Genomic DNA, 12,312 nt, shown 5'->3' with positions numbered 1-12,312 from the left:
GAAGGACCCCCTCGCGAACGAGGGGGCCCTTCGACGTCGTGCCCGGTGAGGCACTGGCGGAGGATACGAGATTCGAACTCGTGAGGGGTTGCCCCCAACACGCTTTCCAACTGTTCACGAGGCCGTGCGGGAGGAAGCGGAGGCGGTCTGACCTGCGGCCGAGCGAGCACCCAGGCGGGTGGTGGACGGACCCGGACGCGGCTGAATGAGACCAGAACTGAGACCGAGGGCGTGGGGGCGCCGGGTCGGCTCCTGCCCTGGGCGACGGGCAGGCGGAAATGTGACGGCCATTACCGTCCGTAAGCCCTGCGCCAGGCCGCGCGTCGCTGAACACAAGCCAGCGATGCCGCTGTTCAGGCCATTCCCTTTGCACTTGTCGCGGTTCCTGTCCGGAATCCGCCTGACCTCCACCAAAGTGGCAGGAGGCAACAGCTGTTGATCGGCTGGTGCTCTGGGGGAATCGCTGAGCCATGGGGGTGGATCACGTATGGGCAACGCCGACGACGACCAGATACTCGACATCAAGCTCGCCGACCTGCAGACGAGCGCACCGCAGTTCCTCACGCACAGCTCGGACCTGGCGACGGCCCTGGCCAAGCTCCAGGGAGGCCTTGCCGCGGCCGGTTCGCCATGGGGCGGCGACGACCAGGGCAAGCAGTTCGAGGACCAGTACGTACCGAACGTCACCAGCATGACGATGGCGGCCGAGATCCTGGCGCTCGGCCTGGCCAGGCCGACCCCAGACGGGGTTGCAGTTCGGGTTGCAGTCGGCAGCTCCGGGCCTGCGACTCCTGGACCACACTCGGGAGCCGGCGCCGCCTCCGGAGAGGATCGGGCGAACGCGTGCGAGCGTGTCCGGCCGCCTCCGGCCGTGGAGAGAGATGGCCCTCCACCCCTTCGCTGGCCGCCGCGGCCCCGTGTCTTCGGCGGACGGGGCCGTCAACCCGTGGGTTGACGCGGTGGACCAACCCTGGGTCAACCCGACGGCTGACGTCGCGGCGCAGCGCGGACGGCAGTCTCAAGGGCATGACGACGACTGATTACCTCATCTCCGCGGTCCTGATCCTTCTGGTGCTCCCGCAGATCCACGGCACCCGGGTCACCCTGCGCACCGCGATGCTGCCGGTGGTGTGCGTCGCGGCGGCGGCCGCGTACTACCTCAAGTCCTTCCCGACCGGGGGCCACGACGTGCGGCTGTACGTCGTCGGCGCGGCCGTCGGCGCGGTACTGGGGCTCGCTTGCGGCGCGACCACTCTGATGAGTCGCGGCTCCGACGGTGTCGCGTTCGCCAAGGCGGGGGTCGCAGCGGCGGCGTTCTGGATCGCGGGGATGCTGCTGCGCTCCGGGTTCGAGTTCTGGTCCGCGCACAGCGGTGCGGTACACATCGCACGGTTCAGCCGCGACCACATGATCACCAGCTCCGACGCGTGGACCGTCGCGCTCCTGCTGATGGCCTTCGCCCAGGTCCTGGCCCGGCTCGTCGTGATACGGGCCAGGGCGCGCCGGGTCACCACGAGTGCCGCGACCGCGACCGCACCGACCCGGGGCTGACTGCGTGGACACGGGATCGGGCCCGCGCCCGGCCCGCCCCGTGACCCGGACCCGCAGCCCGCGGGCCGGGTCGCGGTACGTTGCGGCGCCTCCCGAGCGCCGCCCTATCCTTCAGCGCATGACGGATTTCCCGGACGGCCCGCCCGCCGACGCGGTCAGCCCGCGACTGGCGGTGGCGCTGGCCCGCGTCCAGGACCGGCGAGAACGCAGGATCAGGCGCCTGCTGTCCTTGCTGTGGGTCGTCATCATCACCATCGGCGTCCAGTCACTGTCCGCCCGTCCCTCGCCCGGCACCCACGGGGTGCACCTCGCCGTGACCCTGCTGCTCGCCGGGTGCCTGCTGCCGATCGTGGCCGTCGCCTCCGGCCGGTGGCAGGTGACGGCGCCGCGTCCGTGCGTCGCGTACTGCCTGCTGATCGGCGAGTTCGGGCTGGCGCTGGGCATGTTGCAGCCCCACGCCATGTCCGTGCTCCCGATGTCGACGAGCGTGCTGACCGCCTTCCTGGTGCTGTCGCCGGTCCCGGCCACGGCCCTGAGCGGCGTCCTGGCGGCCGAGTTGCTCGGCACCAACCTCGCCGGGATGGACGGCAGCGCCACCAATCTGGTCGGCCAGTTGCAGTTCTGCGCGGTCCTGGCCGTCATGGCGTTCTACATCCGGCAGGCGGGCGGCAACGAGACGCGCGCCGAACTGCTGCTGGCCCAACTGGAGGACGCCCGGGAGGCGGAGACCGAGGCGGCGGCACTGGCCGAGCGCACCCGGATCGCGCAGGACCTGCACGACGTCCTGGCCCAGACCCTGTCCGGACTGGCCATCCAGGTACAGGCCGCACGCAGGATGGCCCGGCGCGACGGGGCCGACGAGGAGTTGCGCGGCTTGCTCGACCGTACCGCGACGCTGGTCAAGGACGGCCTGGGCGACGCCCGCCGGGCCGTCGGCGCGCTGCGCGGGGACCGGCCGCCCTCCCTGGACCGGCTGGCCGAACTGGTCGAGCGCTACCGCACCGACCTGGAGCTCGACGTGACGATGACCGTCAGCGGGACCCGGCGGCCGGTGCCCGACAACGCCGGGGTGGCGCTGTACCGGGGCGCGCAGGAGGCGTTGACCAACGCGGCGCGATACGCACGCGGTGCCCGCACCACGGTGAGCCTCCGCTACGAGGCCGGGGCCACGACACTGACCATCGAGGACCGGCGCGACAGCGGTGCCCCCGTACCGGCCCCGGTGCCAGGCGGCTCCGGCCTGGGCCTGACCGGCATGCGCGAGCGGCTCGCCCTGGCCGGCGGCAACGCGAGCGCGGGCCCGACCGGCCACGGATGGACCGTACGGATGGAGATACCCGCGTGACGCTGCCCGCTGCCGGACGCGAACCCGGAAACGGACCCGGGTCCGGACCCGGCACCGGGTCCGGACCCGGCTCGAAGGTGAGAGTGCTGGTCGCGGACGACCAGCGCGTGGTGCGCGACGGACTGGTCCTGCTGGTCGGCATGCTGGACGGCATCGAGGTGGTCGGCGCGGCCCGCAACGGCACCGACGCGGTCGAACTCGCCGAGCGGCTGCGCCCCGACGTGGTGCTGATGGACCTTGACATGCCGGTCCTCGGCGGTGTCGCCGCGACCGAGCTGCTGCGCGAACGGCTGCCGGACACCGCAGTTCTCGTGCTCACCACCTACGCGGACGACGACTCGGTCTTCCCCGCCCTGCGGGCCGGCGCTCGCGGCTACCTGACCAAGGACGCGGACGACGACCAGGTCGAGGCCGCGATCCACAACGTGCACGGCGGCCGCACCTGGCTCGACCCCGTGGTCCAGGCCCGCCTGGTCGCCGCGATACAGCCCGACGCCCGCGTGCCCGCGAACTCCCCTTCCCAGCAGGGACGTTCGCGAGACACCGCGGCCCAGCTGCCCGACGGCCTGACCCCGCGCGAGGCCGAAGTCCTCACCCTCATCGCCGATGGCCTGTCCAACGCCCAGATCTGCGCCCGCCTCGTGGTCAGTCAGGCCACCGTCAAGACGCACATCAACCGCATCTTCACCAAGATCGGCGCCACCGACCGCGCCCAGGCCGTCCGCTACGCCTACCGCAACGACCTGACCACCGAGCGGAGTACGTAAGGCGGGACGTACTGCACGGCCCACCCGGGTGTGTGTTGCGCGGGTGCGCGTCACTTGCAGCCTGCCTGATGGTGGTCACTTCTTGACGTGGACGGTGCGCTGCGGCCCGTTGGAGTCGATGTGGTGGCTGTCGGAGGTGAACCAGACAACGGCCCAACTGCCGGTGCGGGTGGCTTTGCCGCGCAGGTGGTAGGCGCCCTTGGAGTCGGTCTTCACCCGGGTGACGTAGTGCCAGGTGGAACTTCCCGAGGGGCGGAACTCCAGGTAGGCGTAGGTGTGGGAGATGCCGGACCACTTACCGGAGGTGCTGCGCTGCTGCACGTGCCCGCCGAAGGTCAGGTAGGTGTTCTTGCGGACCGTGGTGTGGCTGGGCGTGCCGCCGGTGATCCGGGACGGGGTCCGGTAGATCTTCACGGCGGAGCTGTAGGACGGGGAGTAGTCCGGCGTGCCACGGAAGTACGCCCGCCAGTAGCCGTTGGCCTGGCCGGCGTAGGTCGCGTAGCAGCTGAACTCGTCCCCGGCCAGCCCGGAGCGGCCGATCTTCGTGGTGCCCACGGTGTGCCAGGTCTTGTTGTCGTACGAGAACTGGATCGTCACCGACTGGGTCCCCGAGGCGAACTCCACCACGTTCAGGTTGAGTCGGCCGTCGATCTTCGCCTCGCCGTACTCGTCCTCGCTGACGTGGAACGGGGTGACCCGGCTGGGCGAGGGCACGTGCACGTAGACCGGGGTCGTGGTCTGGCTCTCGTCGAGGTAGGGGTCGTAGTTGCGGTAGTTGTCGAAGTAGTAGGCCCCGGCGGTGCCGGTGGTGATCGTGAAGATGCCGCTGGGGTCGGTCGTTGCGCTGGCCTGGTAGTACGGCGGCCCGTCGGCGTTGACCGTCTGCCCCGGTGTCGGCGTCCACACGGTGCCGACCTTCCGCTCCAACACGCCGCGGAGGGTGGTGTGCCCGCCCTTGGGGAGCTTCACGTCGGTGCTGCTGAGTATCCGTATGCGAGTGGTCTCGGCCTTTGCCGGCACGCTGAGGATGGTGGAATCGCTGCTGTCGAGCGCGTACGGGTAGCCGGCGGTGGCGGTGCCCTGCGCGTCGAAGGTGCGGTAGCTGGCGGAACCCTTGACCGTGACGGGCGCCGTCATCCGGCCGTCGGCGCCGACCGTGCCGGTGGCCACCGTGCCGGGGGCCAGGTCCGGGTTGTCCAACGAGACCGTGACGCCCGACGGGTCGAGTGCGGCTCCGGTGGACGGGTCGGTGACGGTCACCGGAGCGCTGACGGTGTACGAGCGGTGCTCGTAGTCGACGGAGCCGCGGTCGGCCGTCAGCCGACCGGTCTTCACCTTCGCCGCGTAGGTGAACTCACCGACGTCCGCGAAGTGTTCGGTCGCGCCTTCGGTGTCGGTGACGTCGAGCGAAACGTCGTACACCCCCAGGGCCGGCAGCGCGGGCCGGTCGGCGGATATCTGTCCGCCGAAAACGGGGTCGTACCCGAACGCGGTCGTGGTGCCCGAGTCCGGTGAATCCGTGGGTGCGCCGTGAGGGCGGTAGTGCGCGGTCATACCGGCGATCTGGTCGCCGCTGAGGCTCAAGACCGACAGGGCCAGTTTCCAGTGGTCCGAGTGGGCGTTGCCCACGCCGTAGACCTCGAACTGGTCTGCCGGCGCGGACGTGCCGTCCGTCGGGTCCGGCGCGGACGGGGTATCCGTCGGGTCCGGCGCGGACGTGCTGTCCGTCGGGTCCGGCGCCGACGTGGTGACGCCGGACGACGGAGTGCCCGGCGTTGACGTGCCCGGGTCGGCTACGGCGACCGGCAAGCTCAGCGCGACGGCCAGCATCGCGCCGGCCGTCACGCCTGGTAGGGCAATACGAAGTCTCACGTGGTGGTCCCCCCTGGGATGCGTGAACTGCTCGACCGGCCAGGCGTGTTGGCGCCGGCGACAGGATCGAACCGCACCAGCGTACGGGCGCCCGCGGAGCGCTCTCCAGCGGGTTCGAGTACGAGCTGGTCGAGTCAGGAAGGTATGACGCTGTCCCGGTCCCAGCTCTGGTCTCGTTCGCCGCCGTCCGGTCCCGTCCGCAGGGTGCTTCGCCGATGCTTCCGTCTCAGGTCGGAGCGCCCTCGCCTTCCCGCGAACCGCGCCGTGGCCCGTTGGAAAGCGTGTTGGGGCAATCCCTCACGAGTTCGCATCCCGTATTCTCCGCAGGGCCGGCGAGGCAAGGAGGATCGGGATGGAGATGGACCAGGTGGCTCTTGAAGCCGCTCTCCACGATGCCGAGCAGAGGCTGCAGGCCGCTGTTCGATCAGGTGATGCGCAGGCGCTGGACCTGCTCCTGGACGACCGTGTCATCTACACGGGACCTGACGGCAGCACCATGACGAAGGAGGAGGACCTGGGAGCGCACAGGTCCCGGACCCTGGCCGTCGAGGTCTTCGACCAGCAGGACCTGCACGTGACCGTGGTGGACTCCACCGGGATCACCCGTGTGCTGGCCGGGCTCGAGGGCACCGCCGGAGGACATCCGTTCAAGGCGCGCCTTCGCTACACCCGCACCTGGATTCACGCTGACGGCACCTGGCGCGTCCTCGCCGCCCACGCCAGCGCCGTCCCCGATCTCGGGTGAGGACTCGCGGACCAGCCGGGCACGCGGGTCCCCCAGCAGGTACGTCTGCTCGGCCGCGTGGCCCGTGGGAAAGCGTGTTGGGGGCGACCGGTTCGAGGTCGGTGGAGGGTTCCCGGCGACGGATGCCGCGGGCCCGGGACGCGGTGGCCGGACGATCTGCGTCCGGGACCGTATACGTCGAGGACGGCGGAGAGGTAGGTGTTTGCCCACCTCGGAAGTAGGTTCCGGTCCATGGCGCCTGCCGTTCCCTTCCCAGCAGCATGGTCACGAGGCCACGGCGCGTGACCTGGACAACGGGACGAGGGGGTGGGCGGGGTGGACATGTGGCCGTTTCCGGTGGGCGGGACGCCCTGGCCGCAAAGCGTGATCGTGGCGTTGACCGCGGTCTGTGCTGTGCTGGCATTCAGGGCGGAGCAGGCGCGGGGCCGAACGACGGGTACCGCGTTACCGGTTGGGGGGATCGGCTGGCCGGTCGTCGCAGGGCTGGTGGGTGCGGCAGCGTACGGCGCCGTGCCGGTGCTGCTGCTCGCCCTGCACAATCCCGGCCGCGGAGGGGCCGGCTACATGATCACCGTGCCGGATCTGGAACCCGTCGGGCTGTTCCCGGCGGCGCTGCTGATGGCCGGCCTGCTGACCACCGTGCTGCTCCCGTCGGCGCGCGCGCCCAGGCGGTGGGTACTGCCCGTGGTCGCCGTGGGGACGGGCGAACTGCTGCTGGGGACATACTGGCTGACGCATTCCGCGTCCTCCGGCCGGACAGCGCTGAACATCACGGCGAGCAGCGTGAGCATCCTGGTGCTCGCCGCCTTCGCCGAGGCGGGTCTGGTCCGGCCGGCGAACGGAGGGCCCGCGCGGCCGGGCGGAGCCGACGCGGGGAGGTCCGCGCGCTGGGCGCTGCTCCTGCCCGCCGTCGTGGTGATGGCCGGTGACCTCCTCGGCCTCGATCTGTGGCAGGGCGCGCCGCCGGGCACCGGGATCGGGCCGGCGGTGACGGGCTGGCTGGTGGGGCTGGCGGTGCTGGCGGCCGTCGTGTTGGGGCTGGTGCGGTGGCCGAGGGCGGCGGCGGATCTGGCCGCCCTCGGCCTGGTGGGGATCGGGGCGTACGACGTCGCCCAGGGCGGGTTCGGGCCGTCCTCGGTGGTGGTGGAGAAGTTCGGCTCCCCGGGCGGGCCGACGCCGCCGCTCCCCCTGGAGATGGCTCACCACGCGTCGGTCCTCGGCGGTATCCAGGGGGCCGTGCTGCTGGCCCTCGGGCTCTGGTTGCTGCCGCTGACCGTGCTGCCGGACTCCCTGCGGCTGCTCGGGCGGGGTTCCGATCCGGCGCTGACCCGGCGGGTGCGGGAGCTGGCCGAGACGCGGGCCGAGGCGGTCAGCTCCGCGGCCGCCGAGTTGCGCAGGATCGAGCGCGACCTGCACGACGGCGCGCAGGGGCGGCTGGTCGCCATCGGGATGAACCTCAGGGTCGCCGAGGAGATGATCCTCAGCAGTCCGGACGAGGCCACCGCGCTGGTCGTGGAGGCTCGCGTCGCCTCAGCGGCGGCGCTGGAGGAACTACGCAGCCTGGTCAGGGGGATGTACCCGCCGATGCTCGCCGACCGGGGCCTGGCGGAGGCCGTCCGGGCGCTGGCGCTGGAGCTGCCGCTGCCCTGTGGGACCGAGATCGATGTACCCGAACGGCTCGACGCCCCGCTGGAGGCGGCCTGCTACTTCGCCATCGCCGAGGTGGTGACCAACGCCGTCCGGCACGCCTCGGCGCGTGCCGTGCAGATCCGGTTGGCCCGCACGCACGGGCTGCTGCGCATCGAGGTGGTCGACGACGGGGTCGGCGGGGCCGATCCCACCCGGGGCAGCGGGCTGGCCGGGGTGGAGCGACGGCTGGCCGCGTTCGACGGCATCCTGGCGGTCAGCAGCCCGTCCGGCGGACCGACGATCGTGGTCATGGAGGTGCCGTGCGCGTAGTCGTCGCGGAGGACCTCTTCCTCCTCCGGGAGGGGCTGGTCAGGCTGCTCAAAGCGCGCGGGTTCGAGATCGCGGCGGCCACCGACAGCGCGCCGGGCCTGCTGGGCGCGCTGCTGGAGCACCGGCCGGACCTCGCGATCGTTGACATCAGGCTGCCGCCCACCCACACCGACGACGGGCTGCGTGCGGCCTTGTCCGCCCGCGAACAGATCCCAGGGCTGCCGATCCTGCTGCTCTCGCAGTACGTCGAGCAGATCTACGCCCAGGAGTTGGTCGCCGACCAGGCCGGAGGGGTCGGCTACCTGCTCAAGGACCGGGTGTTCAGCGACGACCAGTTCGTCGACGCGATCCGCACGGTCGCCGCGGGCGGCACCGTCATGGACCCCCAGGTGGTCGTCAAGCTGCTCGGCCGCCGTGGCCGCGGCGCACGCGAACCCCTCTCCACGCTCTCGGAGCGGGAACGCCAGGTGCTCGAGTTGATGGCCGAGGGGCGCTCCAACAGCGCCATCGCGAACCGGCTGTTCATCAGCGAGAAGGCCGTGTCCAAACACAGCACCAGCATCTTCACCAAGCTGGAGCTCGTCCCCTCCGACGACGACAACCGCCGGGTGCTGGCCGTTCTCGCCTACCTCATGTCCGCCCCGCACCAGGGCCGCCGCACCCCGCCGAGCCTCTGAGCCGGTCAGGAAACAGGAATCCGCCGGGCCGACAGCCGACCTCGAACGCGGGGCGTGGCCCGGTGCCGCCCCAAAAACCCGGGAGGGTCCGTGACGAACACACCGATCACCAGCCAGAACCACCTGACGCGCCGCCGTCTGGTGGGTGCCGCCCTGGCAGCCGGGGCCGCCCTGCCGATCGGCGTCGCACGCCAGGCGTCGGCCGCTCCGGTCACCGAGAACCCGGTGCGGCTCACCCTGCCCGCACCCACCGGACCGTACCCGGTGGGCACCGTACAACTGCATCTCGTCGACCCCTCGCGTCCTGACCCCGTGGCGGGCCCCGGGCGCCACCGCGAGTTGATGGCCAGCGTCTGGTACCCCGCCAGGAACGCCGGGCGGTATCCCCTGGCCCCTTACGCGTCCCCTGCCGTGACACGGGCGCTCCTCGCGAACGCGGGCTTCCCGGCCGGCATCGCGGTGGCTCCGCTCACAGCCGGCCACGAGGGCGCCCCCGTGCTGCGGCCGGACGGACGGCTGCCGGTCGTCGTGTTCTCGCACGGCGCGCACGATCACCGTGCGGACACCACCAACGTGGTGCAGGAACTGGCCGGCCACGGCTACGCGGTGGTCACGGTGGACCACACGTACGACGCGTTCAGCGAGTTCCCCGACGGCCGGCTCACCGTTCCGCTCGACACCCCGGGTCTGGGAGCACCCGACTTCGCCACGGACATCGTGTTCGTGCTCGACTGCGTCGAGAACCTCGCCGCCGGGCGCAACCCCGACGCCGGGCAGCGGCCGCTGCCGGCCGGCCTGCTCGGTGCGCTCGACCCGTCGCGCATCGGCATGTTCGGCTGGTCGAAGGGCGCGACGGCGACCGCCCTCGTGATGAGCCAGGACCGGCGCGTCCGGGCCGGGCTCAGCTTCGACGGACCGATGCAGCCGGCGGTCACCACCGACCTGGACCGGCCGTTCATGCTGATGACCGCCGAGTTCACCCGAGCCGCGCAGCCGAGCGTCGCCGAACTGTGGTCGCGTCTGCGGGGATGGCGGCTCAACGTCCAAGCGGAGGGCGCGATCCACTCGTCCTACTGCGACGTCCAGGTCCTGATCCCGCAACTCGCACGAGCCGTCGGGATGAGCGATGCGGACCTCCAGGGCTGGATCGGCACCCTCGACCCGGCCCGGGCCGTGCGCATCCAGCAGGCGTACCCCCTCGCGTTCTTCGACCAGCACCTGCGGCATCGCGGGCAGCGGCTGCTCGATCGCCCGAGCCCGGCCTTCCCGGAGGTGAGGTTCCTCCCCTGAGACGACGGACCTCGGCGCACACCTCCCGTGCCGCGACGGACCCGCCCCGACCGGCCCACGGGTTCTCCGCTTCCTCATGGCGGCAACCCGTCAGGCGCCGTACGTGTCCTTCCACCGTCTGCGGTGGGCTCGGTCGCCCTGACCGGTGCCGTTGAGGGCGAGGAGGGCCGGGAGCGGGGTGCCGGTGTTCCATTGGCCCAGCAGGTCACGGTGGACGGCCAGAATCCGGTGCCGGACGGCGAGAGCAAGCGCCGCCTTGCCGAAAGGACACGTGGCCACGAACACCGCGACATCCGCCTGGTGGTGCAGCCATGCCGTGCCGACGAACTTCTGCATGTCACCGCTGGGCACGTACCGATGCGGGGCGTAGTGCTTGCACTGCACGACCAGCCGCCGTCCGTCAGAGAGCGTCCCCGTCACGTCCGCACCCAGGTCGCCGGACTTACCGGTGACCACCACGTCCGTGCAGCCGTCGCGCCGGCACAGCTCCGCCACGTACCGCTCGAAGTCCCGCCAGTGCATGGCGTCCACCTCGGCCAGCGAACGGTGCCTCACCCGTATCGCGTCCTGTTCCCGCCACCGGCGATCCCCGCCACGCAGCAGACGGTCCGTCCGCCACAGCCACCACAGCACCCCTCCGACGACGCCGAACCCCGCGACTCCTGCCACGTAAGGCCACGCGTCCGCCCAGGAGTTCGCCACCAGGAGCACCAGCACGGCGCCCCCCGCCAGGACTGTGTTCCGCCGGAACTCGTACCTCCGCCGCGCGGCCGAACGGCGCTTGCGCTTCCTCGCCACGCATCCCCCATCCCCTGTCACCCTGTCACCCCGCGACCGACGCGAGTGTGACCGGTGCAGGCCCGTCAAGGAAGGGCGCCTGCTGGCCAACGCCTCACCGTGCCTCCGAGCGCAGTCAGTAGGTCAGTTGAAGCGGGAGTACGGACGCGGCGCTGAAGGTGCCGGCCGATCATGCGCTGGTCCGGCCGGACGACGGCGGGACGCTGCGCATGGTTTCGCCGCTGAGGCGGGCGTGCGAGGCGCCGTTGGGGCTGGACCCGCCGCTGGAGGAGTCGCCGGCGGGGGTGGACTCCGAGGAACTGCTGGGCCCGCCACGGCACTTGACCAGGAGCGCACCGTCGGATTCGCGGGTTCGCGGCGTTTGCACCGATGAGCAAGCGCGCCGGGGCGTCCTAGCATGTCGGCGACCACGAAACGCCGAGCACGATTCCGGAGGTCCGGTGCCCGCCGAACCAGAACCCGAATCCGAACCCGCGTCCGCGGACGGCGGACCCGCGTACGGCTCGCCGCCCGACCGCGCCGCCAAAGGGGCGGCGCCCCGCTGGGGCGGAGGGCGCCGGCGGATCGTCGCGGCGGCCGTCGCCGCCCTCGTGGCCGCCGCGATCACCGCGGGCGTGCTGGTATCGGCCGGCCACCACGACGCGAGCACCGGCAACCGGCACCCCTTGGCGGCCGACGGGCTGCGGCACACCCCGGTGGACGCCTCGCCGGGCAGCTGCGGGCGGGGCTGGGGCGGTCCCGGGAAGGTCACGCCGCGCTCGGGCACCCAGGTCTTCGACCTGCACAACTCCTCGGCCTCCGCCACCGACGTGGACCTGATCGACCCGCGCACCGGGAAGGTCTACGGCGAGGTCGAGGGCCTCGCCCCGGCCGGCAGCCGCCCGATGGTGGTGGACCTGGGCAGCGGCACGTACGCCTTCAAGTGCCTCCAGGAGGACACCGACGCGGTCACCGGCCCGACCGTCACGGTCCCGGGCACCGCGCCGCGGGGACCGGCCGGCCTCCCGGTCACCGAGCACGACCTGATCCCGCCGACCCTGGCCTACCAGACCTGGATCGGCACGCGGATGGCCGAACTCGTCGGCGACACGGGCGCGTTGAAGGAGGACGTCGACCGCGGCGACCTGGCCGCCGCCCGCCGCGACTGGCTCTCCGGCCATCTGGTGTACGAGCGGATGGGCGCGGCCTACGACACGTTCGGCGACGCGGACGCCGTGATCAACGGCACCACCGCGATCGGCCGGGACCCGCTCAAGGACCCGGACTTCACCGGCTTCCACCGGATCGAGTACGGCCTGTGGCACGGCG

General features: G+C 71.8%; 11 protein-coding genes. 9 read left to right on the top strand and 2 right to left on the bottom strand.

Annotated elements, in window-relative coordinates; translation table 11 throughout:
- Positions 1–487 precede the first annotated feature (487 nt).
- From AB0399_RS38885 to AB0399_RS38870, 4 genes are all read left to right on the top strand, one after another.
- The gene (locus tag AB0399_RS38885) at positions 488–955 is read left to right on the top strand and encodes a hypothetical protein (protein WP_366414491.1); all 468 of its coding nucleotides are present in this window, start codon (positions 488–490) and stop codon (positions 953–955) included.
- 71 nt (positions 956–1,026) lie between these two features.
- Positions 1,027–1,551 (top strand): hypothetical protein, encoded by a 525-nt coding sequence (locus AB0399_RS38880; protein WP_366414490.1) that lies wholly within the window; start codon positions 1,027–1,029, stop codon positions 1,549–1,551.
- A gap of 118 nt (positions 1,552–1,669) precedes the next feature.
- Entirely contained in the window at positions 1,670–2,896 is a 1,227-nt protein-coding gene (locus AB0399_RS38875) for a histidine kinase (RefSeq protein WP_366414489.1), read from the top strand.
- Between the two features lie 77 nt (positions 2,897–2,973).
- Entirely contained in the window at positions 2,974–3,663 is a 690-nt protein-coding gene (locus AB0399_RS38870; RefSeq protein WP_366414493.1) for a response regulator transcription factor, read from the top strand.
- A gap of 75 nt (positions 3,664–3,738) precedes the next feature.
- Here AB0399_RS38870 and AB0399_RS38865 read toward each other — a convergent pair whose 3' ends face one another.
- Positions 3,739–5,535, bottom strand: coding sequence for a hypothetical protein (locus tag AB0399_RS38865; RefSeq protein ID WP_366414488.1), 1,797 nt, complete (start codon positions 5,533–5,535; stop codon positions 3,739–3,741).
- A gap of 352 nt (positions 5,536–5,887) precedes the next feature.
- Here AB0399_RS38865 and AB0399_RS38860 point away from each other — a divergent pair, with 352 nt between their 5' ends.
- From AB0399_RS38860 to AB0399_RS38845, 4 genes are all read left to right on the top strand, one after another.
- Complete coding sequence (locus tag AB0399_RS38860; RefSeq protein WP_366414487.1) at positions 5,888–6,280, top strand: nuclear transport factor 2 family protein; 393 nt, start codon at positions 5,888–5,890, stop codon at positions 6,278–6,280.
- Between the two features lie 486 nt (positions 6,281–6,766).
- Positions 6,767–8,239, top strand: coding sequence for a histidine kinase (locus tag AB0399_RS38855; protein WP_366414486.1), 1,473 nt, complete (start codon positions 6,767–6,769; stop codon positions 8,237–8,239).
- On the top strand, positions 8,230–8,916 hold the full coding sequence (locus tag AB0399_RS38850) for a response regulator transcription factor (RefSeq protein ID WP_329367515.1): 687 nt from the start codon (positions 8,230–8,232) through the stop codon (positions 8,914–8,916). The genes AB0399_RS38855 and AB0399_RS38850 overlap by 10 nt, the downstream gene beginning before the upstream one ends.
- A 90-nt stretch (positions 8,917–9,006) precedes the next feature.
- The gene (locus AB0399_RS38845) at positions 9,007–10,206 is read left to right on the top strand and encodes an acetylhydrolase (RefSeq protein WP_366414485.1); all 1,200 of its coding nucleotides are present in this window, start codon (positions 9,007–9,009) and stop codon (positions 10,204–10,206) included.
- A gap of 90 nt (positions 10,207–10,296) precedes the next feature.
- Here the strand turns inward: AB0399_RS38845 and AB0399_RS38840 are convergent, their stop codons facing one another.
- The gene (locus AB0399_RS38840) at positions 10,297–10,875 is read right to left on the bottom strand and encodes a restriction endonuclease (protein ID WP_366414492.1); all 579 of its coding nucleotides are present in this window, start codon (positions 10,873–10,875) and stop codon (positions 10,297–10,299) included.
- Between the two features lie 569 nt (positions 10,876–11,444).
- On the opposite strand from AB0399_RS38840, the gene AB0399_RS38835 reads away from it, so the two are divergent.
- A partial coding sequence (locus tag AB0399_RS38835; protein WP_366414484.1) for an imelysin family protein occupies positions 11,445–12,312 on the top strand: 868 nt, incomplete at its 3' end.

Source organism: Streptomyces sp. NPDC088194, assembly GCF_040702025.1.
Lineage (GTDB): Bacteria > Actinomycetota > Actinomycetes > Streptomycetales > Streptomycetaceae > Actinacidiphila.
Note: the sequence above shows the minus strand (reverse complement) of the source record. Positions and strands in the feature narration are given on the sequence as shown.

Excerpts from the sequence above, each read along its gene's own strand:
- AB0399_RS38875 (WP_366414489.1), top strand. The coding sequence starts at position 1,670 with ATGACGGATTTCCCGGACGGCCCGCCCGCCGACGCGGTCAGCCCGCGA.
- AB0399_RS38880 (WP_366414490.1), top strand. The coding sequence starts at position 1,027 with ATGACGACGACTGATTACCTCATCTCCGCGGTCCTGATCCTTCTGGTG.
- AB0399_RS38860 (WP_366414487.1), top strand. The coding sequence starts at position 5,888 with ATGGAGATGGACCAGGTGGCTCTTGAAGCCGCTCTCCACGATGCCGAG.
- AB0399_RS38885 (WP_366414491.1), top strand. The coding sequence starts at position 488 with ATGGGCAACGCCGACGACGACCAGATACTCGACATCAAGCTCGCCGAC.